Genomic DNA, 26,516 nt, shown 5'->3' with positions numbered 1-26,516 from the left:
ACCGGAGTCGAGGTGACGACCCGGGCGGGCGCAACGTTCACGTCCGTCCGGACGAACCGATCGATAGACGAATGTCTGACGGGCCGCGGCTACCGGGCGTCGAGGGGGAAGACGAGGAAGACAGGATCGTCTGCCACGTCGACGCCGATTGCTTCTACGCCTCCTGCGAGCGGTTGCGCGAGCCCGCCCTCCGCGGCGAACCCCTCGTCGTCGGGATGGGGTACGAGGAAGGGGAGACGATCGGTGCCGTCGCCACCGCCAGCTACGAGGCCCGCGAGTTCGGCGTCGAGAGCGCACAGGCCATCTCGACGGCCCTCGAGCGGCTGCCGAGACGCGCGGCGTTCGAGAGCGGGGCGCTCGAGGACGACCTCGAACGCGAGGAGACCGGCTACTACCGGCCCGTGGACATGGACTACTACGAGTCCGTCGCGGCCGACGTTCGGGAGATCCTCCACGACTGCGCCGACGTCGTCCGCGAGGTGAGCATCGACGAGGCCTACCTCGACGTGACCGAGCGGACCGCCTGGGGGGTCGCGGATGGTTTCGCCCGCCACATCAGGGACCGCATTCGGCGGGACGTCGGCGTCACCGTCAGCGTCGGCGTCGCACCGACGATGAGTACCGCCAAGATCGCCAGCGACTTCGACAAGCCGGATGGGCTTACGGTCGTCGAACCCGGCGATATACGGGACTTTCTCGCGCCACTCGAGGTCGATCTCCTCCACGGCGTCGGTCCCGTGACCGCCCGCGAACTGCGGGAGATGGGACTCGAGACGGCGGGCGAGGTCGCCGCGGCCGATCCGGAGCCGCTGGTCGAGCGGTTCGGCGAACGCGGTCGGGAACTGTACGACCGCGCGCGCGGCGAGGACGGCCGCCGCGTCGAGCCGAAAGGCGATCCGAAGAGCTTCTCTCGGGAGTCCGCGTTCGCGGACCCCGTCGAAGCGCCGGCCCCCAAGTACGATCTGATCGAGACGCTCGCAGCGGCCGTCGCCGACCGCGCACGGCGCGAGGGCGCGCTGTATCGGACCATCGGGGTCAAGGCCGTCACGCCACCCTACGACGTCAACACCCGCGAACGCTCGCTGCCCGGCCCGATCGACGATCCCGAACTCGTCGACCGCATCGCCCGCGATCTCTTCGCCGAGTTCGAGGTCGAGCCCGTCCGCAAGCTCGGCGTCCGCGTGGCCAACCTCGAGTTCGCGGCCGCGGATCAGGCGAGCCTCGAGAGCTGGGAGCGGGACGCGGCGGCCTCCGAATCCGAGGCCGAGGTGGACGGTGATTCGACTGCCGAGGACACGGACGCGGGCCCGGAATCGGAGTCAGAACCGGCGTCGAATCCCACACGCGGCACCCGAGCGGCGGGCCAGTCGTCGCTCGCGGACTTTTCGTGACCGGTCCCGGACCGCCCGCGCCCCGGGCTCGGCCGAAATACACACAACGCTCGAGCGAACAGACCAACTGACCGAACCGAATAGAACACTGAAATTATAACCCCACCCCGATAATCACTGTAGCAGACCACACCGCCCCCATGTTCATATGACAGAGGACTTCTACGATCTACTGGAGATCCCGCCCGACGCCTCCCAGGACGAGATCAAGGACGCCTACCGCGAACAGGTCCGCGTCTATCATCCCGATCTGAACGACGACGACCGCGCGCAGGCCCAGTTCACCGCGGTGAAGACGGCGTACGATATCCTCGGTGACCCGGTCGAGCGACAGGCTTACGACCGACTCGGGCACGAGGACTACGTCGCAAAGCGGACCAGCGGACTCCCCTCGCCCGACGTCTGGCAGAGCGACGACGAGGCGGCGGACGACTCGAGCGGTACGGAGCTGAGCTACTCGGAATCTGAGACCGCGTCCGCGTCCGCGTCGACCGCGTCTTCGGCGGCGGGCTCCGCGACGAGCGGGTCGTCGACCGCGAGCCGATCGTCGGCCGGGACCTCGTCGACGGCCGGCGCGGCGTCCGCATCGGCCGGGACCGCGACCGGCACCTCGAGTGCGGGCGGGACCGGCTCCGGCTCGAGAACGAGTACCGCCGGACGAACCGGCTCCGGAACGAACGGCGGAACCGGCGGCGCGAGCGGTCCGACGGGGTCCGGAAGCGGTCGAGCCTCGGGAACAAGTACCCGATCCGAGACCGACGCCGGCACCGGCAACCCGCTCGCCCGCTGGTGGCGGCGACAGAACTTCTCGCTGCCGCTGCTCTGGCTGTCGGTGCTCGTTTACGCGGCCGGACTCGGCCACTTCGGTCTCGAGAACGCGGCCGCCCTCGGATCGCTCCGGGCCGACCTGCGCGCGACCGGCGGGGAGCCGGCCGGACTCTGGACCCTGCTCTCGGAGAGCCGTCACGGACTCGAGTCGCCGATCGCGTTCGTTCGGGGTGTCGAGTTCGTCGCACCGCCGCTCGAGCCGACGCTGTGGTACGGCGTCCTGGCGGGCATCGTCGCGATCGCGCTCGGCGGACTGCTCGTCGTCCGCACGGTTACCCGGGAGGACACGTGGGGACCGGTGACGATCGACGAGACGATCGTCGTCGCGCTCGCGCTGACGACCGCCACGACGCTGGTCGGCGGCCCGCTGCTCGCGGGGGCGGTGCTCATGCCGCTGCTGTTCGGCGTCGTCGTCCGTCACACCAGACGCGGCCCGGGCTGGAAGCCGTCGTACCTCTACTTGCTTCCGGTGCTCGCGCCGCTGGCCGGCTTCGCCGTCGCGGCGGCCGGCTATGGGTCGCTTCCCGTCGACCTCGCCGTGTTCGTGATCCTGCCGACGGTGGGCGGACTCGGCCTGCCGCTGCGGGCAACGATCAGGAAGCAGTTCGGTTGGTAGCGCAACTCCTCGCAACCGCCGACGACGGACGTACTGCTTCGCAACTGTTCGCCGACGAACGTCGATCGTTCCCGTCGCGGTGACGAGGGAGCGGCATCGACTCGCGTTCCGCGAACAGCGTCGGAAGCGATATCAGTATGCAGTATAGAAATGGCTGTTTTCGCACATTACCCATATATTACTAGAAGGCATACATGATGGGTAACTATCATCGCTGTGGCGACCGACATAATTGCGTTGGAAGCGGATGAGAAGATACTACAATAGGAGAAGTGGCAGAACATTCTAAAATAATATACAGTATTCATCCAATATCTGGTGATACTGATCGGAGCAGGATTTCTGGAACGTGGCGGCACAACTACTTATAAAGAAATAATCAATAGCAGATTTCAATTGATTTCGGATACACACTCACTAACCGAGGGGTCCCCCTGTTCACATCGGCCCCACTGCCATCGCGTCCACAGCCGACGGTCGAGGCGAACGAATCGGAACCGACCCCACAACGGTCTCGCTCGAGTCACGTCCCGGGTATCGAACCCGACGGATGCCGATCCCGGGAGCAATACTGCGGTCGGGCGCCCGCTGGCCGACGGGGTACTTTTTATCGTACGGAACCGAACGGCCGGTCACTACCATGGAGACGAACGATCGGTCTATCGTCCGGTTCGTCATGTTGGCTCACGCGATGGTGCATACGTACGAGCTCTCGATCCCGATTCTCATGCTACTGTGGGTGTCCGAGTTCTCGATCTCGATCGGCTCTCTCGCCGTCGTCGTTTCGATCGGCTACGCGATGTTCGGACTCGGGGCGCTTCCATCGGGCATCCTCGCCGACGTCTACGGATCGCGACTCCTCATCGTCTGCTGTCTCGTCGGCATGGGTGCATCGTTTCTCGTCCTGAGCGTGGCTCCGGGTCTCCCCGTCCTCGTGTTCGCGCTGGTCTGCTGGGGCGTCGCAGCGAGTATCTATCACCCGGCGGGACTCTCCTTGATCAGCACGGGCGTCGTCGATCGCGGCACTGCGTTCGCGTACCACGGGATGGCGGGGAACGCCGGAATCGCACTCGGTCCGCTGGTGACCGCACTGCTCTTGCTCGTCGTCGACTGGCGAATCGTCACCGGCCTGCTGTCGATTCCCGCCCTGTTCGTGGCCCTGTACGCGCTGACGGCCCGGTTCGACGAGACCGCGGGAACGACGGACCGACGGGGTGAGACCGGTTCGAGCGATGCGCCCTCGCCATCGTCCCTCTCGGAACTGTGGGTGGGGTCGAAGGCGCTGTTCACGGCGGGGTTCACCATCGTCTTCGGTATCGTCATGCTCAACGGGCTGTTTTACCGCGGCACCCTGACGCTGCTCCCCGAGATCCTCACGACGATGCTCGAGCCGATCGTCGGCAACGCCCAGTTGTTCGCCCCGAATTCCGCGATGGCGGCGGAGTTCGAACCCTCCCGATACTTCTACACGGGGCTCCTGATGGTCGGCATCGGCGGACAGTACGTCGGCGGGATGCTCACCGAGCGAGTGCCGACCGAACGGGCGTTGATGGTCGTCTTCGGCTCGCTCGCCGTCACGGCCCTCGTGTTCGTCCCTGCGTCACGAGTCGGTATCGGCGCTCTCGCGCTGGTCAGTGCGCTGCTCGGATTCCTGCTCTTTATGGTCCAACCGCTCTACCAGGCGACGATCGCGCGGTACTCTCCGGCGAGCGCTCGCGGCCTCTCCTACGGGTTCACGTACGTGGGCACGTTCGGGATCGGCGCGTTCGGAGCGGCGATCACCGGGGTCGTCTACGATGGCTTCGGTGAGTTCGCGATGTTTCTCGTACTCGCCGGGTTCGCCCTCCTCGCGTCGCTCCTCTGCTATTCGTTGCTCGCCAGGGACGCTACCGGGGTGAGGCGCGCCGCGGCGGAGACGGGTGACGACTAACTCGATCGTCGGACGGACGTCCCACGGGACCCCCGAATCGATCGTCGCGGGGCCGTCGGAACGACGACGGCCGGCGGCGACCTGATCAGGTGTCGACGATCGACGCGAGTTCCCGTTCGACGTCGTCGAGGGCGATCGTGTCGGTCCGTACCTCGGTGTCGTAGTCCTCCTTGTACCCCGACCCGGTGAGAATCGCGACGACATCGTCGTTCGCCTCGAGCGCGCCGGTTCGCGACAGGTGCCGGACGCCGGCGACCGCGACGGCGCTGGAGGGTTCGACGGACACCCCCGCTCTCGTCGAAATCGCGCGCATCGCGTCGCGAACGTCCTCGTCGGGAACCGAGACGACCGCGCCGCCGGTATCGCGAGCGGCCGCGAGCGCACGCGTCCCGCTCGGGGGATCGCTGTTCGCGATCGACACCGCGATCGTCTCGTCGGCGGCGACCGGCGTCACCGTCCGGTCGCCGTTTCGGTACGCGGTCGCGATGGGGTCACACGCGGCCGCCTGACAGCAATAGAGCCGCGGAACCGAGTCCAGAAGGCCCGCACGATCGAGTTCGCGGACCGCTTTCCAGACCGCGCTCGCCTGCCCCCCGCTGCTGACCGGGAGCGCGATCGCGTCGGGCGCGGCCGGAGCCAGTTGTTCGAGGATCTCGTAGGCGACCGTCTTCTGTCCGGCGACCCGAAGCGGCGTGTCCGAGTTGACGAAGTTCACGTCGACGGGCAGCGAGAGCGTGTCCGCGTAGAGTCGTCCGTAGTCGCCCTCGACTGTGAAGACGTGCGGATCGTGGCGTGCGATCAACTCGAGGCGCTCCGCGGGCGTCTCGGCCGGCACGAAAACGGCGCACTCGAGGTCCGCGCTCGCGGCGTACGCGCTCGTACTCAGCGCCATGTTTCCGTGAGAGACGGTCCCGACCCACTCGAAGCCGGCGTCGGCTGCGTCCCTGACGCCGACCGCACTGCCCCGGTCTTTGAAGCTGCCCGTCGGATTCTGCCCTTCGTGTTTCAGGAACAGGTTGCACCCGGCGTAGTCGTCGAGCCGTTCCGCGCGGGAAAGCGGCGTGCCGCCGGGCGCGACGCCGACCGGGTCCGACACCGGCAGGAGATCGGCGTACCGCCACATGTCGTCGACCGATCCCGTCTCGGGCCACGCGAAGCCGTCCGGATCGCTGTCGAACCAGAGCGGTTCGCCGCACGCGCACCGTTTCCGCGCGTCGAACGCGTACGTTTCCCCGCAATCGTAACACGAGACCGTTCGTTCCATTTGGGCGTCTGTTACGGTGAGACGATAAAAACCCTCCGTCGCCCCAGTCGGGCCGCAGATCCGCCGTTGTCCGCATCCCCGGTCCCCTCGAGGCGAGCGCTGGTCCGACGCGGATCGCCGGTCAGCGCACGACCGGCGCGTCGACGGTGCCGATCGTCTCGACGCTCGCACGAACGTGATCGCCCGGATCGATCTTCTTCGCCCCGGGCGTGCCCGTGCTGAAGAGATCTCCCGGCTGCAACGTCATCACCTCGGAGTGGAACGAGACGATCTCCCGGGGCGGGAACAGCATGTTCCGGACCTCGTTCTCGGCCGCGACCGTCTCGTTGACGATCGTCCGGACCGTCAGCTCCTCGAGGGTCGGCGGTTCGTCGGGCACGGCGATCGTCGGACCGACGACCAGGAACGAGTCGAAACTCTTGGCCCGCGTCAGGAACCGCGGGTTGCGCTGGAGGACGTCCTCGGCGGTCATGTCGATGACGGGAAGATAGCCGGCGATCACGTCGTCGACCGCTTCCTCGTCGACGGTGCGACACTCCCGACCGATCAGGACGGCGAGTTCGGCCTCCGCCGTCACGCCATCGCTCAGGTCGGCCGGCGGCAGTCGGATCGGACCACCCGGACCGGTGACGGCGGTCGCCGGTTTCAGAAAACTCGCGGGTTCGTCGGGCCGTTGCTCGTCCAGATCGCCGGCGTGGTCGGCGTAGTTCAGTCCGATCCCCCAGAGCTTCCCGAACCGGGAGAGCGGGGGGCCGAACCGGACGTGCTCTCGATCGATCCGGTCTGCCGGGACGTCGTCGAGGTCCGGCAGCGTCCCGCTGGCAGCCCGCGGGAGGACGTCGCCGACGCTCGCCGCGTCCGGAACAGCCGCCGCGAGCGGGACAAACCCCTCGCCGTCACCGAGTAACGGGCGGCCATCGGTCGTTCTGGCGAGGTACTTCATCGTCAGTCGTCTCCGTCGGTCCAGAAGTCGAACGATCGACCGGGCGCGAACACGTCCAGCCCGACCGCCAGTTCGTCGCCCGTGTTCTCGACGCGGTGGGCTTCGTTGGACTCGAGCAGGACGGAGTCGAACCGCTCGAGCGTCACGTCGTCGTCCTCGGTCGCGACCGTGAGTTCGCCCTCGAGACAGAGACAGACCTGCTCGTTCTCGTGATCGTGCATCGGCGAACTGTGTCCCGGCGGTTTTTCGAACCACTCGAAGGAGAACTGGTCGCTCCCGGCCATCGAGACGCGTCGCCAGCCGTCGTCCGGTTCGTAGGTCTCCGCGTCGTCGAAGTCGACTGGCTTCATAGGTTCGCCCCCGTCGCTCCGCCGTCGATCAGTACGCTCTCACCGTTGATGTATCCCGACAGCGGCGACGAGAGGAACGCGACGGTGTTTCCGAGTTCCATCGGATCGCCGATCCGATCGAGCGGGTTGCTCGCCCAGTCGTCGAGACCCTCCTCGTAGGAGTCGTAGTCGCCGCGCTCGACCGCCTGTTCGACGAGGTTCTCGATCCGTTCGGTCTCGTGGGGGCCGGGAAGAACGGCGTTCGTCCGGATGTCGGGCGCGAGTTCCTGGGAGAGCGTCTTCTCGAGCCCGATGACGCTCATCCGAACCGAGTTCGACAGCACGAGGCTGTCGATGGCCTCCTTGACGCTCCGGGACGTGATGTTCACGATCGTTCCCTCGCCGTCGCGGAGGTGCGGTTCGGCCTCGCGGGCGAGGCGCACGACGCTCATCACGAGCAGGTCGTACGCCTGGTACCAATCCTCGTCGTCCGTGTCCAGAAACGGGCCCGATGGGGGACCGCCCGCACTCGTCACGAGGTGGTCGATCCCGCCGAACTCGTCGACGGTCGTTTCGACGAGCGTCTCGATGTCGTCTTCGTCCGTGAGATCGCCCGGCTGGGCGACGACCCGGCCGTTCGCGACCGCTTCGATCTCCGCTTTCGCCGCGTCGAGTCGCTCCTCGTCGCGGCCGTTGATGACGACGTTTGCACCCTCCCGCGCGAGCGCCGTCGCCGAGGCCTTTCCGAGGCCGCTCGAGGACGCGGTTACGAGCGCTGCGTTGTCCGTGAGCTGTAGATCCATTCGTCCGTAACCCCCGACGAGAAGATGAAAAAGGTTGGCGTTGCGGTAACCGATACCACTCGACAATCGTCCGACCGCCAGCGCCGGTTCGCGACAGTCCCTCGTGTTGCTCGCGACGGTCTTCCGCGATTCGGAACCGATATCCCTCTCTCGGTCGGACCGCCGATTGGGACCGGAAAGCCGGCGTAATTCCGCGGATCTGTTCGCTATTCGTCGAGCGTACGACTCGACCGATACTGCAAATAACGAGTCTACTTACACACATATGTATGTAATATACATCGGTCGACGCGGACGCGGCGGGGACTGTATTCCGCATCGCGGAACTCTATTCGGTCGCCGCGCGTCATCGAGAGGCGAACCAGTCGGTATCGCGCCGATTCTGCGGCGATCGAGGCCCGACTACGAGCGAACCGGTTCCGCATAACGGAATTTTTTAATCCGCGAAAAACGATGGCAGCGTATGACAGAACGAGACGGCGGCGGTGGAAACCGGATCGGAAGCACGGAGACGACCTTCGAGATCGTCCACGCGCTTCAGGAGAACGGCCCCTCTCGTCTCTCCGAAATCGCCGCCGAACTCGGGCTCACCGAGAGCACCACGCATCGCCACCTCAATACGCTCTGTGACCTCCGGTACGTCTCGCGGGACGGAGAACTGTATCAGATCGGGCTCCGGTTCGTCCGGTTGGGGCGTGCCGCGCGAACGAGGGACGCCGCCTACGGAATGGCGAAGCGATACGTCCGCGAGCTCGCCGAGGAGACGGAAGAGCGGTCGCAGTTCGTCGTCGAAGACCACGGGATCGGGATCTATCTCCACGTAGAGAACGGCACCAAGGCCGTCAAGGCGGGGTTCGGCGTCGGTCGACAGATCCACCTCCACTCGTCGTCGGCCGGCAAATCCATCCTCGCTCACTATCCGCGCGACCGCGTCGACGCGATATTCGACCGATGGGGACTCCCGGCGCTCACCGAGAACACGATCACCGATCGTCAGCAGGTGTACGAGGAACTCGAGCGCGTCCGCGACCGCGGTGTCGCCTTCAACCGGGAAGAACACGTCGACGGCATCAACGGGGTTTCGGTTCCCGTGAAACGCGACGGCTCGGTCCTCGGGGCGCTGACCGTCGCGGGGCCGTCCCACCGATTGAACGACGAGCGACTCGAGGACGAACTCCCGGATCGTTTGCTCGCGGCCGCGAACGAACTGGAGTTGAACGTCACGTACTCGTCGCCCGACAGTTCGAACGACCACATGGTCGAGTGAGCTACGTTCGTTCGAACGCCGCCGTTCCGTCCTCGAACGACAGCGCCACCCGGTCCTCGACTACGATCTCGTCACCCAGTTCCTCGAGCAACGCGTCGGAGACGTAAAACTCGTCGAGGTCGGTCGTGTTCTCGATCCAGACGATCCTGACCGTCTCCGGATCGTAGCCACCCAGCGCGTTCAGCGCGACCCTGAGCGCGAGTTCGTCGGTCGGCGCGACCGGCGGGAGCTTCGCTTTGGCGAGCGAGCCGCTCGTCAGCGCGTTCGCGTACGTCTTCCGCACGTCGAGTTGCTCGACGGCCGCCCGGCGGGTTACGTCCGCCAGTCCGATTCCGTTCCCGTTCCCGCTCGTCTCCGCCGTGAGCCCGCGGGCGTAGATGAGGTCGATCGCGGGCGTCTCCGGATCGGGCGCGTTGAGGACGCGGTACCGCCCGATCACGTTCGTATCCATTCCCGCACCGGAGATCTCCTTGCCGAGTTCGTCGACGACGAGCAGGTCGATCTCGTCGACCGGGAGCGTCGCCATCTCCGCTCGCGCACGCTCCAACAGTTCCGGCTCGCGCCGCTCGAGCGAGGGTGCCGGAATCGCCTCGACGACCCCCGTTTCCTCGTAGAAGTTTTCCACGAGCGCGAGTCCGCCCAGCAGCGGAACCGAATCCCTGATCGCCGCGGTGATCGCCTCGATCGTCGGCACGTAGCCCGCCGCGATCGCCGTCGAGTGAAACGCTTGCGCGCCACGTTGCTTGCCCAGGCCGACCGTGAGCATCTTACAGAGGCCGCTCTCGATCCGTCCGGTGAAGTTCGTGTGCGGTTTGACCCGGTTTATCACCATCACCGCGTCGGCCTCGAGCGCGGCGGTGGCGAAATAGACCGGCGTCGCTCTCCCCTCGACCGCTACCTCGTCGATTCTCGTCGCGTCCATGCGCGCGTCGATCGGTGCGCCGATGCGGTCCTCGGTGATACCGAGCGCCGCGAGAATCTCCCGCTGTCCCTCGGGAGTCGCACCGCCGTGGCTCCCCATCGCCGGGACGACCACCGGCTCGAATCCCCGCTCCTCGATGGCCGCGATCGTCTCGGCGACGATATCCGCGATCAGGTGAATGCCCCTGCTCCCCACGCCGACGGCCACCGTCGAGCCGGGCTCGAGTTCCTCGAACGCGAGTCGATCCAGCTCCGATCGGACGGTCTCCAGCGGGGCGGCGAGCGTCCGGGTGGACGGTTCGTAGCTGACTCGAGCGAACGACGGGACGGGTTGTGGGTCGATGAGTTTCGCTACGTCGGCCCGATCGGGAAACTCCATACCCGGTTTCTAGCCGCCCAGCTTATAGTTCCTCCCTCGTAACAATTGCCGATATGTGAGACACTATCTCTATCATCCACCGTTCTCCCGGTATGGAGATCGACCGCGTCGAATCATTTCCAGTAGAAATTCCGCTGGAAGAGCCGGTATCCTTCTCGAACAGGACCCTCACGTATCGGGATCACGCGATCACGTACGTCCGAACCGAGAGCGGATACGACGGCGTCGGATACTCGCTCGGATACGAGGGAGCCGACCTCATCGCCGATGCGGTCGAGTCGCTGCTCGAGCCGATCGTCGTCGGCGAGGATCCGCGGGACACCGAGCGATTGTGGCGCGAGATGTTCGACGGAACGGTCCAGATCGGCCGATCGGGGATCCTCCTCCGTGCGATTTCGACGGTCGACATCGCCCTCTGGGACGTCAAGGCGAAAGCGGCCGACCAGCCGCTGTACAAACTCCTCGGCGGCCACGCCGATTCGGTCCCCGCCTACGCGAGCGGCGGCTACTACCGCGACGAGAAGGGCCACGAGGGGCTCCGTGACGAGATGCGACGCTACCTCGAGGAGGGCCACGACGTCGTCAAAATGAAAGTCGGCCGCCGGTCGATCTCCGAGGAAGCGGACCGCGTCGAGGCGGTTCGCGACGAGATCGGTCCCGATCGGACGTTGTTACTCGACGCGAACGGGGCGTGGTCCGGTGCGACGGAAGCGATCCGCGCCTGTCGCGCGTTCGAACCCTTCGACCCGTACTTCATCGAAGAGCCGGTCATGGTCGACAGCGTCGGCGCGATGACGGCGGTCAACGACGCCATCCCGTATCCGGTCGCGACCGGCGAACTCGAGGGGCCGCGCTACGCGTTCGAGCGACTCGTCGCCGACGGCGCCGCGGGCATCTTACAGCCCGACGCGACCGTCTGCGGCGGGATCACGGAGTGGCTCAAGATCGCCCACTACGCGGCGGCCAACGACATCCAGATCGCGCCACACTACAACTGGAACCTTCACTCGTCGTTGCTCGGCGCGATCGAGAACGGGCGCTGGACCGAGTACTTCTACCGCGATATGGACGTGAAAGTGTTCGACGACATCGTCGAGCGTCCGCTTCGCCCCGACGATACCGGAACGATTTCGCTCCCGGACGAGCCGGGCCACGGCGTGCGACTGGACGCGGACGCGCTCGAGCGATTCAGGCAGCCGAACTAGCGAATAACAGAACGACCACCAACACACCAATGAAAGACTTCTCGAACCAGATATCGAACCGGAACGCGGATCGCGACGTCGAAATCACCGACATCCGGACCTGCGTCGTCGACGGCAACTTCGAGTGGAACCTGATCAAGATCGAAACGGATGCCGGCGTGACGGGGATCGGCGAGTCCTATCGGGGCGGCGGCGTTCCCGAACTCGTCGACTACACGAAGCGGTTTCTGATCGGCGAGAACCCCCTCGACGTCCAGCGACTGTACAGGCGGATCGTCCAGGAGATGTCCGGCCACGGCGGGACGACCGGCAAGGTAATCACCGCCGCGTCCGGCATCGAGATCGCACTGTGGGACATCGCGGGGAAAGTCCTCGAGGTGCCCGTCTACCAGCTGCTCGGCGGCAAGTTCCGCGACGAGGTTCGGATCTACTGCGACTGTCACGCGGGCGAGGCCTACGCCGTCGAGGACGGCTACACCGAGTACGCCGACGCCGACGCGTACTCCCCCGAGGCGTACGCGAACGAAGCCCAGCGCGTCGTCGATATGGGGTTTACCGCGCTCAAGTTCGACCTCGACCTCGAGATGGACAACGATCCGGACCCGTTCAACGGTCGGCTCAGTAACGGCGCTATCGAACACAAGCGAGAGATCGTCGAGGCCGTCCGCGAGCGGATCGGTTACGACGTCGATCTGGCGTTCGACTGTCACTGGGATTACTCCGTCGAGAGCGCCAAACGCCTCGCCCACAAGCTCGAGGAGTACGACCTCATGTGGCTCGAGGACCTGATCCCGCCGGAGAACATGGACGCACAGACCGAGGTCACGAAGGCGACGAAGACCCCGGTCGCGACCGGTGAGAACCGGTTCCGGGTCTACGAACTCTCCGATCTGATCTACGACCACGGCGTGGATATCGTGACGCCGGACCCGACGACCGTCGGCGGACTCGGCGAGACCATGCGGATCGCGGACCGCGCCGAGGAGAACTACATGCCGATGTCGCCCCACAACGTCTGTAGTCCGATCGGGACGATGGCCTGCGTCCACCTCGGTGCGGCGATTCCGAACTTCGACCTCCTCGAGTATCACGCGCTCGAGGTCGACTGGTGGGACGACCTCCACACCCGCGACGAACCCCTCATTCAGGACGGCTACATCGAGGTCCCGGAGGCACCCGGTCTCGGGATCGAACTGGACGATGCGGTCGCCGAGGAACACCGACTCGACGGAACCGACGGCTTCGAATAGTCGGTGTCTCGAGCGGACGCGCCGCGGACCTTCCGGGGGTAGCCGACGAAACGAAAGCCGTGCTTCCGAACGCCGTCGAAGGGGTCGCCGTCTCCGGCGAAAGCGAATCGATCGGTTTCACGGAGATCGACACCGAGGCGGTCGTCACGAGTGGACGGAGAACGGAGCCCGACCGGCAACGCGCCGTTCGGGAGCGGTACACAGACGGTACTGCTCGGTGCCGACCGACTCGCGACGGTGACGACGAACGAAGACTAGCGTCGACTCCCGGGTGAAACCGCACGACTCGTCGACGATCCCGCCGTTTGACTCGAGTCAGTTGCGAGGCCGCGCAACCAGCGATCGGCGAGTGCTCCGTCGAGCGAGCGATCCAGACACCGATTTCGCGGTGGGATGCTCGACTCTCGCGTCTCGCGTCGCCCTTCGTACGAGTGGTCGAAATGAGAGATATTAAGACATTATACTACCTCTGTGAGATTATTTCTATGGAGCATAATAGAAACCAAGAGATAGATTGTTAAACATGCCATGTGATACCACAAATGTATATGCCAGAAAATGATGTGAATAGACGACAATTCGTTCGAGGGGCAGCGGCTGCGAGCGCGATCGGTCTCGCCGGCTGTATGGGTGGCGGCGGCGACGACGGCATGCAACTGCGCGTCGGCACGTCCGCAGGGGGCACGCAAGACGTCGGTCTCGCCGTCGAACGGGCCGCGAGTCAGAACAGCGACGAACTCAGCTATTCGACGGTCGAGAGCCCCGGGTACATCGGGACGCTGTACAGGCTCGATCAGGACCAGTTCAACGCGGGGATCGTCGACAACAATTCGATGTCGAAGGCCGCGGACGGCCGGGGCGATTTCGAAGAAAAAGGCGTCGATTCGCTTCCGTACCAGGGATTTTCCGCGTTCCCGTACAGTATCTACGTCGTCGCTCGAGACGACACGGACATCGAAACGTTCGACGACCTCGCCGGTGCCAACGTCTATCCCGCCGAACCGGGGTACTCGACGCGCGCGACGACGCTCGACGTCTGGAGTCAGGACCCGACGGCGGACGTCTACGACGAGATGAACATCATGGACATGGGCGTCAGCGACGCGCCGGGGGCGATGGAAGAGGGGCGAATCGACGCAGCGATCGCGTACGGCACCCCCGGCGTCAGTTACACCGGTTTCGTGACCGAGTACGACGCTCGCGTCGACGTCCACTACGTCGAACCGACCGACGCACTGATCGAATCCGCCGAGTCCTACGGCGGAGCCGGGACCTCGCGGACCCCCTACGAGGACTGGAGTCTCGAGCAGGACATCGGTACCGACGAGGTGTTCACCTGGAACCTGGAAGTCAACTACGTCTTCCACGAGGACGCCACCGACGATGCGGTGTACGAACTCTGCCGCGTCGTCGACGAACACAACGACGCCGTCAACGAGGCCGAAGACCAGTTCAACGATTACGAGTCGACGGAAGATATGCTCAACCAGGCCCTCGAGGGCGACGAGTTCCCCTTCCACCCTGGTGCGGTCGACTACTACCAGGACAACGACGTCTGGGACGACAGTCTTCCCGCGCCCGAATAATCCGCCGTCCGAAGAGAGGGGACCATTCCAAGGTAGCACACGAACTTACACCAGACAATGAATTCAGAACCACGTTCCGACCGTCCACTCGTATCACGAGTCCCCCGCGTCCTCGATATCAGCGTCACGCTCAGTTCGCTCCTCTTCTGGGCGATCGTCCTCTATTGGGCGCGCACGCAGGGATGGGCCCGGGTGAAATACGGCGTGATCTTCATCGGTGCGATTCTCACCGTTTACGCGATCGATCAGACGCGGCAGGCGTTCGAGGACGGCGACCGTCTCGACGGGGCCGTCCTGTTGCCGGCGTCGATCGTCCTCATCACGGCGTCGGTCTATTTCGCCCTGAACTTCGACCGCGTCTACGTCAGCCAACAGGGGTACGCGCTCGAACACGAGTACATGCTGGCGCGGCTTATCATCCTCTCGATCCTCTACCTCACGTGGCGGGAGTTCGGGAACCTGTTCCTCGGCCTCGTCGGCGGCGTCATCCTCTACGGCGTCTACGGCAACATGGCGCCGGGGATACTGAACCACGGAGGGATGACCGAGCTCACGCTCCTGCAGTCGCTGGTCACCGACCTGTACGGGTTTTACGGGAGCCTCACCCAGCTGACCGCGGCGTGGATCGCACCGTTCCTGCTGTACGCCGGCCTGCTGTTCGCCTACGGGGCGTTCGATTTGATCCTGCGCGTCGCGATCGAATCGGCGAACTACATCAGATCCGGCGTGGCCCAAACGGCGGTGCTCTCGTCGACCGTCATCGGTTCGATCAACGGGTCCTACACCGCGAACGCCGCGATGACGGGCTCGTTTACGATTCCCACGATGAAAGACAGCGGGATGGCACCCCATCGAGCAGCCGCCATCGAAGCGGTCGCGTCGACGTCCGGACAGGTCCTGCCGCCCGTCATGGGCGCGTCGGCGTTCGTCATGGCGTCGTACCTGGGCGTCTCCTATCTCAACATCGTCATCGCCGGGATCATTCCGGCGGCAATCCTCGTCGCCTCGATCGGTATCGCCGTCCACTACACCGCGATCAGCGACTCGAGCAGTCAGGAGATGGACTTCTCCGAGTTCTTCGACGAGGAGCTGACGAACAGACAGAAGACCTCCGAAGCGATTCGGTTCGGCATTCCGTTCCTCGTCCTGATCTACCTCCTGGGGATCGCCCAGTACACGGTGATGACGGCCGCGCTGTGGACGATCGTCTCGATGATCGTCACCGGCGTCTGCTTCCCGACGGTCCAGCGCTTCGTGGACGAGTCGGACACCGGGGCGGGGTCGGAGTTCGTCACGCAGATCTGGAACACCGTCCACGGGTTCCGGCGCGGTGCGCTCATTCTCGCGCCGATCGCGATCATTCTGGCGGCGGTCAACGGCGTCGTCGACATCTTCAGCGTGACCGGCGTCCCGAACAAGATCGCCCTGCTGTTGATCGATCTCTCGGGCGGCGTCCTGCTGTTGGCCGTCCTCCTCGCGATGCTCGTCAGCATCTTGATGGGAGTCGGGATGCCGACGGTCGCGGCGTACGTCATCGTCGCGATCCTCATCGCCCCGACGCTCATCTCGGATTTCAACATTCCCGAGATAACGGCCCACTACACCGTGTTCTACGCCGCCATTCTGGCGGGTATCACCCCGCCGGTGGCGACGGCGGCGGTCGTCACGGCCGGCATCGCGGAGGCGAACTTCTGGCGGGTCTGTGGCGCTGCGATCAAGATCGCCGCACCGCTTTTCGTCCTCCCGGTCGCGTTCGTCTACAACCCGGGCATGATCTCCATGTCGTTCGGATCGACGACCGTGATCGCCGGTTCGCTGGTACTCCTCGGAGCCATCGCGATGATTTACGGGCTGAACTACCCGTTCAGAATGCGGGTCGGCCGTCGCGTCGCGCTCCGCGTCGGACTGACCGTCCTCGGCGCGGTCGTCATGGTCTACCCTGGACGGTACCTCAAACTCGCCGGTATCGTCCTGTTCGCCGGCGTCTTCATCACGGAAAAGGTGATGGTCCGCGGAATGGAACTCCCGTTCTTGCGAGGTGTCGGGCAATGAGCACGGGCTCGACCGACGAACCCCCGGAAGAGATGGTCGACACCGAGAACGTCGGGGGACTCGAGGAGATCCTTCCCGAGTGGATGATGCCGCTGTGGAGTCGCGTGCAGCTGATCCAGGACTTCCGGGACACCCACGGCGAGACGTACGTCGCGTTCATCGAAGCGATCATCGCGATCGTGCTCACCGGCGGCTACCTCTACTGGCTCACCCTCTACGTCGGCGGGTGACGCTCGACGGGGCCTCGCCGCCTCGAGAGATTCGTTTCGGTGACGGACACGAGACGCGCTCCCGTTCTGACGGGCGACGACTGTAGGTGTAACCAGTCCGACAAAGGGATTATGTGACACGCTCCGTTTGCGGACGGTATGGCGGAGAACGAGTGGACCGTGTTGCTTCCCGCAGAGATCCATCCGGCAGGGCCGGAATCCATCGCCGATATCGCGACGACGGTGAGCCGAGACGAGTACGAGACTCGCGAACAGCTACTGGCCGACGCGGATCGGTTCGATGCAGTGATCACGCGCATCGAACCGATCGACCGCGAGTTCATCGACGAGGCGTCCCGGCTCCGGATCATCGCCAAACACGGCGTCGGCTACGACAATATCGACATCGACGCCGCGACCGAAAACGGTGTCCTCGTCTCGAACACGCCCGGCGTCAATTCGTGCGCGGTCGCCGAACACGCGATCACGCTCCTGCTGGCGGTGAGACGGGAGCTTCTCCGGGCCGACCGGGCCGTCCGGGCGGGACGCGGGGACGGATACGAGGTCGTCACCGACGAGTTCGGGACCGATACCGTCGGGCTGTACGGCTACGGCGATATCGGGTCCGAGGTCGCGAGCCTGTGTTCCGGCCTCGGTATGGACTGTCTCGTCTACGATCCGTACGTCGACGGGAGCGAGCTATCGAATTACGCCACGAACGTCGACACGACCGCCACGCTGTTCGAGCGGTCCGATGCCGTCTCCGTCCACGCGCCCCTGACAGCCGAAACCCGACGTGACATCTCCAGGAGGGAACTGGAGCTGTTGTCTCCGTCCGGGATACTCATCAACACGGCGAGAGCCGAAATCGTCGACCGAAACGCGCTCGTCTCGTCGCTCGAGACCGGCTCGATCGCCGGTGTCGGTCTCGACGTGTTCGCCGACGGACCGCCGTCGCAGGATCATCCGCTCTTCGAGTACGAGAACGTCGTTCTGACCCCCCACATCGGGGCCCAGACGACCGACGCGCTCACACAGATGAGCGTCGAATCGGCCACCGACGTCCGGTCGGCGTACGACGGACGGGTCCCGGAAACGTCACTCAACAGCGGTGAGGTTCCGTAGCGGGTCCCGGCGCAGGAACTCGAGCGTGATGCGGTTCGATCCTGTCGTGTGTGACGATATTGGAGACCACACGACGTGAACGGGCAGTTGACCGTGAATAAATGACGAGAATGAATCAGGATGGAATAGTAGACAGCTACAAAATACGTTTCTCGAGGGCCGCCGAGAGCCTACAGGGTTTTCATCCAAAGACCAAAACGCAATATATGTTTTATATTGTGGAATTATATTCGACCTATGTGTGAAAAACACTATTTTTGGCGAGAATATATCGAAATGGCGAATTCGAACACACTCCGGACGACGACACCGGCTGCTCGGCCTTGAAAATCCTATATCCCACCCACACTAGACGAAATATAACTGTGCGCTCCGAAAGACACTACTAAGGTATCTAGTAACCTTACTAGTCCATACTATGATAATAGTGCTGCGCTGGACGAGCGACACCTCGAAAACGGACCAGACGACCGCCCCGCAACTGTCGACGGCCGCCCGGTCTCACGCTACCGAACAGTTGAAATGCAGCAGATGCCAAACGCTGGCATGGCCAAATACTCGACCGGTTCGTCCGGCGGCGGTGGCGGGACGAACTGCGAACTCTGCGGTGCCGAGAGCAACTCGCTCACGCTCGCATCGGTCGCCGGAGCCGAGCTCGAGGTCTGTCCGGACTGTGCGCCCCACGACGATTCCGAGACGCACGGCGGCGACCGGAATCGGAACCGGAGCGAGCAGGACGCAGGGTCGAACGACGGACCGAGCCGCAAGCAGAAGGCGGCCCAGAACGTCGCGAAAGCGAACCCGGTCTGGGACGGCGATTCCGAACACTGGGAGAGCGAGGGGACCAACTACGACGACGACCCGCTCCCGTACCTCGTCTCCGACTACGGCGAGGTGCTCGTCGAGGCCCGGCGAGACGCCGGGCTCCAACGCGAGGAACTCGCCGACGAGCTCGGCGCACCGGAGACGGACATCCTCGCGGTCGAACAGGGACGCGCCACGCAGGCCGGCGTCGGCGGCGGCCTGATCGAGGCGCTCGAGGAGCGCCTGGGCGTCACCCTCGCGGAGTGAGTCGCGACAGTCGCCGACACTCTCGGCGGGCAGACTTTTAAGCGCCGACGACAGAGTCCAATCGATGACCGGGCAACGGGCGGCAGCGGAGCCGTACGCCACGCGGTTCGAGACCGAAGTGACGTCGATCGACGGCCGACGGGTCTGGCTCGAGCGCAGTCACTTCTACGGTGCGAGCGGCGGACAGCCGGCCGATCGCGGGACGATCGGCGATATCGCAGTTACGGACGTGCAGTTCGCCGACGGCGAACCGGTCCACGTGCTGGCCGAGGAGCCGTCGTTTCGACCGGGTCACCGCGTTCTCTGTTCGGTCGACTGGTCGTTCCGGATGTACTGTATGCGGGCCCACACCGCCGGCCACATCCTCGTCGGCGCGGCGCGACGGCTCCTCGACGACTCGGCGGACGGCGGCCTCGAGATCGGACCGGAGACGGTCAGGGTGGATCTCGAGACCGGCGCGACCGTCGACGACGAGACCCTGATCGAACTGGACGAACTGGTCAATCGCGTGGTCTGGGAGTCGCGGCCGGTCTCGTGGGACGACGTTCCCGTCGCCGAGGCGCGCGATCGCGACGGGATCAGCTTCGACGCCGAGGTTCACGACGCGGCCGTCGAAAAGGGCCGCGTCCGCGTCGTCACGATCGAAGACGAAAACGACAGGCGAAACGGGAACGCCCTCGCCGGGACGAACGGCGCGGCGAATCCGTGGGACGTAACCGCCTGTAGCGGGACCCACGTCCGGAACACCCGCGAGATCGGTCCCGTCACGGTGCTCGGCCGCTCGAGGCCCGCCGAGGAAACCCACCGAATCGAGTTCGCCGTCGGCCCGCAGGCGATCGACCGACGGACCGTCGAGAAGCGGGCCGCCTTCGCCGCGACGTCGGCGCTGGACGTCGATCTCGAGGACGTGACGGACGAACTCGAGCGCGCGTGAGGTCGGCCGAGACGTCGCTCCCGACCATCGCAAGCACTGCGTTCATGCATTCGGATTCCGAGTCGTCGGTCGGGGACGATCCGACGCCCCGTTCACGGAAGGTAGAAACTATTACTATCTTCGGAGTGAATATACATCCATGGGAGTCGATTACTCACAGCTACACGACCCGAACGCCGAGTACACGATGCGAGACCTCTCGGCGGAGACGATGCAGGTCACCCGCGACCGCGGCGACGGCCGGGACGTCGAGATCACCGACATTCAGACCACGATGGTCGACGGGAACTTCCCGTGGACGCTGGTCAGGATCTACACCGACGCGGGAATCGTCGGTACCGGCGAAGCCTACTGGGGCGCGGGCGCACCAGAACTGATCGAGCGGATGACGCCGTTCCTGCAGGGCGAGAACCCGCTGGACATCGATCGGCTAACCGAACACCTCGTCCAGAAGATGTCGGGCGAGGGCTCGATCGGCGGCGTCACGGTCACTGCGATTTCGGGCATCGAGGTCGCGTTGCACGACCTGGCCGGGAAGATCCTCGAGGTGCCGGCCTACCAGCTCCTCGGGGGCAAGTACCGCGACGAGGTCCGCGTCTACTGTGACTGTCACACCGAGGAGGAGGCCGACCCGATCGCCTGCGCCGACGAGGCCGAGCGCGTCGTCGAGGAACTCGGGTACGACGCCCTGAAGTTCGACCTCGACGTGCCCAGCGGTCACGAGAAGGACCGCGCGAACCGCCACCTCCGCAAACCGGAAATCGAGCACAAGGCATCGATCGTCGAAGCGGTCACCGAGCAGGTCGGCTCGCGGGCCGACGTCGCCTTCGACTGTCACTGGACCTTCTCCGGCGGCAGCGCGAAGCGCCTCGCGCAGCGCGTAGAGGAGTACGACGTCTGGTGGCTCGAAGACCCCGTCCCGCCGGAGAACCACGACGTCCAGCGGGAGGTCACGCAGTCGACGTCGACGCCGATCACCGTCGGTGAGAACGTCTACCGGAAACACGGCCAGCGCCGCCTGATCGAGGAGCAGGCCGTCGACATTATCGCGCCGGACATGCCCAAGGTCGGCGGCATGCGCGAGACGCGAAAGATCGCCGATCTCGCGGACATGTACTACATGCCGGTCGCGATGCACAACGTCGCGTCGCCCGTGGCGACGGTCGCGAGCGCTCACGTCGGCGCGTCGATCTCGAACTCGCTGGCGGTCGAGTACCACTCCTACGAGCTCGGCTGGTGGGAGGACCTCGTCGAGGAGGACGTCATCGAGGAGGGGTACATCGAGATCCCCGAAGAACCCGGTCTCGGCGTGACCCTCGACATGGACGCCGTCGAGGAGCACATGGTCGAGGGCGAGGAGCTGTTCGACGAGGCATAACAACCGCCGCTGGCCTTCGAGATTCAGAAAGAAACGAACCGTTCTGGACGACTTCGTCGGAATCTTCTCCCGATATGTCCACAGCACCGCCGAGATCGTTGATTGGTCCGATCTGGACCACGTCGTAGAGCGACGCTTTCACAGCTTCCCTATCCACTCCTTTTTGAGGCGTTCGCTGAATTCCACCAGGAACTGGTGGCGTCCCTCAGCGATCTCCCTGGCTTCGTCGGTGTTCAACTCATCTTTGAGGTGAAATAGCTTCTCGCTAACGTGACCGAGTCCAGAGTTCTCCTCGGTATCCGGAGCCCAAAGCCGGTTACCGATCACGCCAGTGAACGCGAAGTTCCTCGCGATCCCAACCGCCCCAATGGCATCGAGGTTGTCCGCGTCCTGCACGAGACGGGCCTCTATCGTTTCTGCCGGATTGTCGTCTCCGTTGAACTCGTACTCCTCGTGAACCTCGACGCAGTGGAGTACCGACGACCGCTTCTCGTCCGGGAACGAAGTTGCCTCGAGTACGGATCGAACCGCTGATAACGACTCTCTGGGATGGGTGTACTCGCCGTCTTCACCCATGGATCTATGGATATCGTGGGTGAGAGCCGCAGCCCCGACGATATCGATATCGGCGTTCTTCTGATTGGCCAACCGAACGCCGATGTTGAATACGCGTCTCGCGTGATCGAGGTCGTGGCCTGACGAGTCTGCGCCTATCCAGTCCTCCATGTTCTGCTCGATCTCCCGAAACATCTGGGGGCGAGGGTGTTCTCCGGGGAGCGCGTCGCACACGTCGAGATATTGTGTGGTCATTATCTACCGGAACCCCCTCGTCGATAAACAATATCACGATTACTCCGCTTAATTTCGGCGAAGCAGCGGGAGGTTCCAGTGTGTTCGGGCGGCGTTACTGGCCAGTACACGAAAAGCCAACTGAACTCGAAACTGCAATGTACTATTTCACCACAAATTTACGTCCGATACTGGAAGAGACCCTATGGACTGGCGACGAATGCGGATGGACGGCGGTGAAACCGAACCCGAGGCTTCGTTCGAGAGTGGCGACGGCTCGCACCATCCCGGCCCCCCGCGCTTCGTCACCGTCGGCGAGGGAATCGTCGACCCGAACGGGAACGAAATGGAGACGCGCGACGACCTCGCGCCGTGGAACCCGGACGGCGATGCCGCGTACGCCTGGCGAATTCTCGAGTCACCCGACGGTTCGACCGCCGAACCGACCGACGGGCCGGTCGCCGAGTTCGAACCGGACGTGCCGGGCGAGTACACGCTCGCGCTCGACGCTCCCGACGGAACGCACGAACTGACGGTTCGTGCGTTCCCCGAGGCGGACGAGGACGCGCCGCGACCGCGGGTCGAACTCGACGCGACGGTCGTCGAGGGCCGGGTTCAGCTTTCGACGACAGCGAGCGTCGTCGGCGACGGCGACCCCGACGTCGAACTCTACGTCGACGACCGGAACGAGGACCTGCTCGAGGCCGACGGCACGATTCCGGTCGACGCGATCGACGAACCGACTCGCGTTTACGCGGTCGCCGTGGACGAACGACATTCCGTGCCGGACGCAGTCGAGTTGGTTCCCGGTACGGACCAGATGGACCACCCGACTGTCTGCGTCACCCATCCGTTCGAACCGCCCGAGTGGGCCGTCGACTCGGTCGTCTACGAGATTTTCACGCGCCGGTTCCCGGATCAGGACGAGCCCACGTTCGAGACGATCGCGGATCGACTCGATCACCTCGAGCGCCTCGGGATCGACGTCCTCTGGTTGACGCCGTTTCTCGAGGCCGAGAGCGGGTTCGGAACGCCGATGGAGTTCGGCGGCCCCCACGGCTACAACACGACCGACTACTTCAGCGTCGACCCGGATCTCGGGACGATGGCCGACCTCGAGGCGCTGGTCGACGCCTGCCACGAGCGGGACATCAGGGTCGTCTTCGACCTCGTGATCAACCACACGTCGGACGCCCACCCCTTCTACGAGGCAGCCGTCGACGAGACCCACCCCGATCACGAGCGGTACCGCGACTGGTATCGCTGGGCGGACGTCGACGCGCGCGACCCGGACACGTACTTTGGCTGGGAGGACATTCCGAATCTGCACTTCGGCAACCCCGCGGTGCGGGAGTACCTGCTCGGTGTCGTCGACTACTGGGCCGAGCGCGTCGACGGCTTTCGGGCCGACGTCGCGTGGGGTGTCCCGCTGAGCTTCTGGACGGAAGTGTCCGACCGGGTGACCGACGCGGACGGCGAGTTCTTCCTGCTGGACGAGACGCTCCCCTCCGACGTCGAGATGGGTGGCGGCCGGTTCCACACCCACCACGACGACGTCCTCCACGACGCACTCGAGGGCCTGGGCGAATCGGTCACGGGCGGCGTGACGGACGAGTCCGCCGACGAGGCGGGGGCGGCTGACGACGGGGCGGACGCGGTCGCCGACGAGTTCACCGACTCCGCGGCCGGGCTGGACACGTCGACCGCCGACGCGATCCTCGCGGCGGTCGACGACCGGCGGCGTCGCGGTGCCCATCCGGATTCCGAGTGGCTGCTGTACGTCGAAAACCACGACACCGACCGCTATCTCACCGAGTACGGTCGCGACGCACAACTGGCCGCGGGGGCTGCGACGTTTACCCTCCCCGGGTCGCCGATGCTCTACTACGGTCAGGAAACCGGCGTGACCGGACGGCGCGACCCGATGAACTGGGGCGCGTTCGACGAGGACCTGCTCGAGTACTACCGACGGCTGATCGACCTGCGGAAATCCCACCCTGCGCTGCGAGCCGACGCCGACCTCGAACGCGTCGCGTCCGACGCGGACACCGACGCCGCAGTCGCGTTCGCTCGCGCGGACCCGGCGAGCGGCCGCCGCGTCGTCGTGGTGCTCCACTTCGGCGAGGGGACGGCGATGGTCGACCTGGACGAGTCCGTCGACGGAACCGATCTCCTGACCGGCGCCGACGTGCTCGCGTCCGACGGTGCGTTCGCCGTCGATTCGGTCGTCGTCCTCGAGGGAGACGAATCGTAACCGCACGGACTCGAGCGGACTCGAACCGCGGAAAGTCGAACGGAGCGTGGTCGCTCGTCGTTCAGCCTTCCATACCGCCGAAGGAGAGGCCGCTCTCGACCTGTTTCTGTGCGAGGAAGTAGATGAGCGCGACCGGGAGGGCAAACAGGAGCGCGAACGCGGCGAACTGGCTCCAGTTGGTGTCCCGATCGCCGACGAGCCCGTACAGCTCCACCGACAGCGGGTAGAGTTCGGGATCGTAGATCAGCGTCTGCGCCACGATGAACTCGTTCCAGCCGGCGGTCCACGCGAACACCAGCACGGCGGCGATCCCGGGCTTCGAGAGCGGCAGGATGACCTCTCGAATGACCTGCCACTGGCTGGCACCGTCGATCAGCGCCGCCTCCTCGTACGAAACCGGGATGTTGTCCATGAACGTCTTCAACAACCACGTGTTGAACGGGATCGCACCGGCACCGTAGAAGACGCCGAGAACGAGGAGGTTGTTGGCGAGTCCGACGTTCGAGAACAGCGCATAGAGTGCGATGAGTACCGCGATCGAGAGGCCCGCACCCATCTGCGTGAACAGGATGTAGCCGTAGAGGATTTTCCGTCGCCCCAGGAATTCGCGCCGCGAGAGCGCGTAGGCACCGGGAATCGAGAACGCGAGCGTGACGATGACCGTCACGGAGACGACGATCAGACTGTTCAGGAGACCCCGTCGGAAGTCCTCGTTTTCGAGGACCCAGACGAACGAGTCCAGCGTGTACGCGAACGGATCGCCGAACAGGCCGCCGGGAGACGACAGCGTCGTCCCTTTGGATAGCGAGGCGGCGACGATCCAGTAGACCGGGAACAGCAAGACGAGGAGGAACCCGACGGCGACGCCGGTCGTGAGGACCGACGTGGCGACGTCTTTCGGTGTTCGTCGACCCGCTTCGAGGTCCGCAATCGTGTTTGATATTTTACCCATGTAGTTACACCCCGTCCGCGAGGCTGGTTTTCTTGACGGCGAGTATCATGAACAGCCCGATGAATCCGACCGCGATCACCATGATCGCCGACGACATCGCGTAATCGTTGAACACGCGAGCTTCACGGTAGCCGTAGACCAGGAGCAGTTCGTTGCTTCGGCCCGGACCGCCTTCGTTGAACACCCACGGGATCAGGAAGTTCTGGAACGACGTGGCGGCGGTGAGGATGGATGCGAACACCAGTGGGCCCCTGATCGCGGGAAGTGTCACGTGACGGAACCGTGCCAGATAGCCCGCGCCGTCGACTTTCGCCGCGTCGTGGAGCTCTATCGGAACGTCCTGTAGCGCGCTGATAGTGATGATCACCATAAACGGATACGCGAGCCACGCCTCGGTGACGACGTACGCGGAGAACGCGGCCCATCGGTCGCCCATCCAGTTCACCGGCACGTCGGCGAGCAGTAGCTCGGGAGCGTTGATACTAACGAAGAACACGATCGTGTCGACGATCTCGACGAGCGACGTGACGAGGCCGTTGTACACCGACAGCAACCTGTTGAACGGCCCGAACTTGGCCGGACTGAACATGTTTCGCCAGATGGTAATCGTGAAGATCGGCGGGAATCCCATCGGGACGATGACGAGCGCTCGCATGTATCGTTTGCCCGCGACCCGCTTGTGCGTGAGCACAGTCGCTATCCACAGCGTGAGCACGATCTTCAACGCGAGACTGAGACCGACGTAGAGCCAGGTGACCCCGATGGAGTTCCAGAACTCCATATCGGTCAGCAGCTGCGCGTAGTTCTCGAGCCCGACTATCGATGCGCCGCCGCCGAGCACGTCCCCCGCCGAACCCACGTCGGTTATCGAGAGGTAGACGAGAAACAGGATCGGGAACAGCATGAACAGCAAAAATAGCCCGAGTCCCGGGAGGACCAGCGCCAGTCCGAGATCTTTCACGTCGGACGGGACGCTGTTGCGGACTCGATCCGTTAGGCCGTCGGATGTTTCTATGGACATGTTGCGAAGAGTGAATGAA

Annotated in this window: 22 protein-coding genes; 14 read left to right on the top strand and 8 right to left on the bottom strand. The window is 64.6% G+C overall.

Annotated features, from left to right (window positions below; all coding sequences use genetic code 11):
* Positions 1-71: 71 nt before the first annotated feature.
* The 3 genes from dinB to BMX07_RS03255 all read left to right on the top strand — a co-directional run bounded on the left by dinB (position 72) and on the right by BMX07_RS03255 (position 4,765).
* Positions 72-1,391 (top strand): DNA polymerase IV, encoded by a 1,320-nt coding sequence (dinB, locus tag BMX07_RS03265; protein ID WP_090613633.1) that lies wholly within the window; start codon positions 72-74, stop codon positions 1,389-1,391.
* 148 nt (positions 1,392-1,539) lie between these two features.
* Complete coding sequence (locus BMX07_RS03260; protein WP_090613630.1) at positions 1,540-2,835, top strand: J domain-containing protein; 1,296 nt, start codon at positions 1,540-1,542, stop codon at positions 2,833-2,835.
* 640 nt (positions 2,836-3,475) lie between these two features.
* Complete coding sequence (locus BMX07_RS03255) at positions 3,476-4,765, top strand: MFS transporter (protein WP_090613627.1); 1,290 nt, start codon at positions 3,476-3,478, stop codon at positions 4,763-4,765.
* A gap of 85 nt (positions 4,766-4,850) precedes the next feature.
* On the opposite strand, the gene thrC is transcribed toward BMX07_RS03255, so the two are convergent.
* The 4 genes from thrC to BMX07_RS03235 form a co-directional block, all read right to left on the bottom strand.
* A complete protein-coding gene (gene thrC / locus BMX07_RS03250) occupies positions 4,851-6,029 on the bottom strand; it encodes a threonine synthase (RefSeq protein WP_090613625.1) in 1,179 nt (392 codons plus the stop codon).
* Between the two features lie 121 nt (positions 6,030-6,150).
* Complete coding sequence (locus tag BMX07_RS03245; protein ID WP_090613622.1) at positions 6,151-6,972, bottom strand: fumarylacetoacetate hydrolase family protein; 822 nt, start codon at positions 6,970-6,972, stop codon at positions 6,151-6,153.
* A 2-nt stretch (positions 6,973-6,974) separates the two neighbouring features.
* Positions 6,975-7,322 carry a cupin domain-containing protein gene (locus BMX07_RS03240; RefSeq protein ID WP_090613618.1) on the bottom strand — a complete coding sequence of 116 codons (348 nt, stop codon included), beginning with the start codon at positions 7,320-7,322 and terminating at the stop codon, positions 6,975-6,977.
* The gene (locus BMX07_RS03235; protein ID WP_090613614.1) at positions 7,319-8,104 is read right to left on the bottom strand and encodes an SDR family oxidoreductase; all 786 of its coding nucleotides are present in this window, start codon (positions 8,102-8,104) and stop codon (positions 7,319-7,321) included. Before BMX07_RS03235 ends, BMX07_RS03240 begins: the two co-directional genes overlap by 4 nt.
* 463 nt (positions 8,105-8,567) lie before the next feature.
* On the opposite strand from BMX07_RS03235, the gene BMX07_RS03230 reads away from it, so the two are divergent.
* Entirely contained in the window at positions 8,568-9,371 is an 804-nt protein-coding gene (locus BMX07_RS03230) for an IclR family transcriptional regulator (RefSeq protein WP_090613611.1), read from the top strand.
* Between the two features lies 1 nt (position 9,372).
* On the opposite strand, the gene BMX07_RS03225 is transcribed toward BMX07_RS03230, so the two are convergent.
* The gene (locus BMX07_RS03225; RefSeq protein WP_090613609.1) at positions 9,373-10,671 is read right to left on the bottom strand and encodes a nickel pincer cofactor-dependent isomerase, group 22; all 1,299 of its coding nucleotides are present in this window, start codon (positions 10,669-10,671) and stop codon (positions 9,373-9,375) included.
* 92 nt (positions 10,672-10,763) lie between these two features.
* Between BMX07_RS03225 and BMX07_RS03220 the strand changes: the two genes are divergently transcribed.
* The 9 genes from BMX07_RS03220 (at position 10,764) to BMX07_RS03175 (ending at position 21,481) form a co-directional block, all read left to right on the top strand.
* Complete coding sequence (locus BMX07_RS03220) at positions 10,764-11,876, top strand: mandelate racemase/muconate lactonizing enzyme family protein (protein WP_090613606.1); 1,113 nt, start codon at positions 10,764-10,766, stop codon at positions 11,874-11,876.
* A gap of 29 nt (positions 11,877-11,905) precedes the next feature.
* The gene (locus BMX07_RS03215; RefSeq protein ID WP_090613603.1) at positions 11,906-13,126 is read left to right on the top strand and encodes a mandelate racemase/muconate lactonizing enzyme family protein; all 1,221 of its coding nucleotides are present in this window, start codon (positions 11,906-11,908) and stop codon (positions 13,124-13,126) included.
* A gap of 548 nt (positions 13,127-13,674) precedes the next feature.
* The gene (locus BMX07_RS03205; RefSeq protein WP_090613597.1) at positions 13,675-14,712 is read left to right on the top strand and encodes a TAXI family TRAP transporter solute-binding subunit; all 1,038 of its coding nucleotides are present in this window, start codon (positions 13,675-13,677) and stop codon (positions 14,710-14,712) included.
* 57 nt (positions 14,713-14,769) lie between these two features.
* Positions 14,770-16,764: a TRAP transporter permease gene (locus BMX07_RS03200; protein ID WP_090613594.1), complete on the top strand. Its 1,995-nt coding sequence runs from the start codon at positions 14,770-14,772 to the stop codon at positions 16,762-16,764.
* Complete coding sequence (locus tag BMX07_RS03195) at positions 16,761-16,994, top strand: hypothetical protein (protein WP_175480025.1); 234 nt, start codon at positions 16,761-16,763, stop codon at positions 16,992-16,994. The genes BMX07_RS03200 and BMX07_RS03195 overlap by 4 nt, the downstream gene beginning before the upstream one ends.
* A gap of 138 nt (positions 16,995-17,132) precedes the next feature.
* A complete protein-coding gene (locus BMX07_RS03190; RefSeq protein WP_090613590.1) occupies positions 17,133-18,098 on the top strand; it encodes a hydroxyacid dehydrogenase in 966 nt (321 codons plus the stop codon).
* Positions 18,099-18,644: 546 nt separating this feature from the next.
* The gene (locus tag BMX07_RS03185) at positions 18,645-19,169 is read left to right on the top strand and encodes a helix-turn-helix domain-containing protein (RefSeq protein WP_090613587.1); all 525 of its coding nucleotides are present in this window, start codon (positions 18,645-18,647) and stop codon (positions 19,167-19,169) included.
* A gap of 64 nt (positions 19,170-19,233) precedes the next feature.
* Positions 19,234-20,103, top strand: coding sequence for an alanyl-tRNA editing protein (locus tag BMX07_RS03180; protein WP_090613584.1), 870 nt, complete (start codon positions 19,234-19,236; stop codon positions 20,101-20,103).
* A gap of 139 nt (positions 20,104-20,242) precedes the next feature.
* The gene (locus BMX07_RS03175) at positions 20,243-21,481 is read left to right on the top strand and encodes a mandelate racemase/muconate lactonizing enzyme family protein (RefSeq protein WP_090613581.1); all 1,239 of its coding nucleotides are present in this window, start codon (positions 20,243-20,245) and stop codon (positions 21,479-21,481) included.
* A 138-nt stretch (positions 21,482-21,619) separates the two neighbouring features.
* Here the strand turns inward: BMX07_RS03175 and BMX07_RS03170 are convergent, their stop codons facing one another.
* Positions 21,620-22,291, bottom strand: a complete 672-nt coding sequence (locus BMX07_RS03170) for an HD domain-containing protein (RefSeq protein WP_090613578.1) — start codon at positions 22,289-22,291, stop codon at positions 21,620-21,622.
* A 184-nt stretch (positions 22,292-22,475) separates the two neighbouring features.
* Here BMX07_RS03170 and BMX07_RS03165 point away from each other — a divergent pair, with 184 nt between their 5' ends.
* On the top strand, positions 22,476-24,524 hold the full coding sequence (locus BMX07_RS03165; protein WP_090613575.1) for an alpha-amylase family glycosyl hydrolase: 2,049 nt from the start codon (positions 22,476-22,478) through the stop codon (positions 24,522-24,524).
* A 61-nt stretch (positions 24,525-24,585) separates the two neighbouring features.
* On the opposite strand, the gene BMX07_RS03160 is transcribed toward BMX07_RS03165, so the two are convergent.
* Both BMX07_RS03160 and BMX07_RS03155 read right to left on the bottom strand, forming a co-directional pair.
* On the bottom strand, positions 24,586-25,476 hold the full coding sequence (locus BMX07_RS03160; protein WP_090613572.1) for a sugar ABC transporter permease: 891 nt from the start codon (positions 25,474-25,476) through the stop codon (positions 24,586-24,588).
* Positions 25,477-25,480: 4 nt separating this feature from the next.
* Entirely contained in the window at positions 25,481-26,497 is a 1,017-nt protein-coding gene (locus tag BMX07_RS03155) for a carbohydrate ABC transporter permease (protein ID WP_090613571.1), read from the bottom strand.
* Positions 26,498-26,516: the final 19 nt, after the last annotated feature.

It is taken from the genome of Natrinema salaciae, assembly GCF_900110865.1.
Taxonomy (GTDB): Archaea; Halobacteriota; Halobacteria; order Halobacteriales; family Natrialbaceae; genus Natrinema; species Natrinema salaciae.
This window is presented reverse-complemented; position numbering and strand designations above follow the sequence as displayed.

What these genes read in the sequence shown, in the direction of transcription:
- dinB (WP_090613633.1), top strand. Translation starts at nt 72, where the DNA reads ATGTCTGACGGGCCGCGGCTACCGGGCGTCGAGGGGGAAGACGAGGAA.
- BMX07_RS03260 (WP_090613630.1), top strand. Translation starts at nt 1,540, where the DNA reads ATGACAGAGGACTTCTACGATCTACTGGAGATCCCGCCCGACGCCTCC.
- BMX07_RS03255 (WP_090613627.1), top strand. Translation starts at nt 3,476, where the DNA reads ATGGAGACGAACGATCGGTCTATCGTCCGGTTCGTCATGTTGGCTCAC.
- thrC (WP_090613625.1), bottom strand. Translation starts at nt 6,029, where the DNA reads ATGGAACGAACGGTCTCGTGTTACGATTGCGGGGAAACGTACGCGTTC.
- BMX07_RS03245 (WP_090613622.1), bottom strand. Translation starts at nt 6,972, where the DNA reads ATGAAGTACCTCGCCAGAACGACCGATGGCCGCCCGTTACTCGGTGAC.
- BMX07_RS03240 (WP_090613618.1), bottom strand. Translation starts at nt 7,322, where the DNA reads ATGAAGCCAGTCGACTTCGACGACGCGGAGACCTACGAACCGGACGAC.
- BMX07_RS03235 (WP_090613614.1), bottom strand. Translation starts at nt 8,104, where the DNA reads ATGGATCTACAGCTCACGGACAACGCAGCGCTCGTAACCGCGTCCTCG.
- BMX07_RS03230 (WP_090613611.1), top strand. Translation starts at nt 8,568, where the DNA reads ATGACAGAACGAGACGGCGGCGGTGGAAACCGGATCGGAAGCACGGAG.
- BMX07_RS03225 (WP_090613609.1), bottom strand. Translation starts at nt 10,671, where the DNA reads ATGGAGTTTCCCGATCGGGCCGACGTAGCGAAACTCATCGACCCACAA.
- BMX07_RS03220 (WP_090613606.1), top strand. Translation starts at nt 10,764, where the DNA reads ATGGAGATCGACCGCGTCGAATCATTTCCAGTAGAAATTCCGCTGGAA.
- BMX07_RS03215 (WP_090613603.1), top strand. Translation starts at nt 11,906, where the DNA reads ATGAAAGACTTCTCGAACCAGATATCGAACCGGAACGCGGATCGCGAC.
- BMX07_RS03205 (WP_090613597.1), top strand. Translation starts at nt 13,675, where the DNA reads ATGCCAGAAAATGATGTGAATAGACGACAATTCGTTCGAGGGGCAGCG.
- BMX07_RS03200 (WP_090613594.1), top strand. Translation starts at nt 14,770, where the DNA reads ATGAATTCAGAACCACGTTCCGACCGTCCACTCGTATCACGAGTCCCC.
- BMX07_RS03195 (WP_175480025.1), top strand. Translation starts at nt 16,761, where the DNA reads ATGAGCACGGGCTCGACCGACGAACCCCCGGAAGAGATGGTCGACACC.
- BMX07_RS03190 (WP_090613590.1), top strand. Translation starts at nt 17,133, where the DNA reads ATGGCGGAGAACGAGTGGACCGTGTTGCTTCCCGCAGAGATCCATCCG.
- BMX07_RS03185 (WP_090613587.1), top strand. Translation starts at nt 18,645, where the DNA reads ATGGCCAAATACTCGACCGGTTCGTCCGGCGGCGGTGGCGGGACGAAC.
- BMX07_RS03180 (WP_090613584.1), top strand. Translation starts at nt 19,234, where the DNA reads ATGACCGGGCAACGGGCGGCAGCGGAGCCGTACGCCACGCGGTTCGAG.
- BMX07_RS03175 (WP_090613581.1), top strand. Translation starts at nt 20,243, where the DNA reads ATGGGAGTCGATTACTCACAGCTACACGACCCGAACGCCGAGTACACG.
- BMX07_RS03170 (WP_090613578.1), bottom strand. Translation starts at nt 22,291, where the DNA reads ATGACCACACAATATCTCGACGTGTGCGACGCGCTCCCCGGAGAACAC.
- BMX07_RS03165 (WP_090613575.1), top strand. Translation starts at nt 22,476, where the DNA reads ATGGACTGGCGACGAATGCGGATGGACGGCGGTGAAACCGAACCCGAG.
- BMX07_RS03160 (WP_090613572.1), bottom strand. Translation starts at nt 25,476, where the DNA reads ATGGGTAAAATATCAAACACGATTGCGGACCTCGAAGCGGGTCGACGA.
- BMX07_RS03155 (WP_090613571.1), bottom strand. Translation starts at nt 26,497, where the DNA reads ATGTCCATAGAAACATCCGACGGCCTAACGGATCGAGTCCGCAACAGC.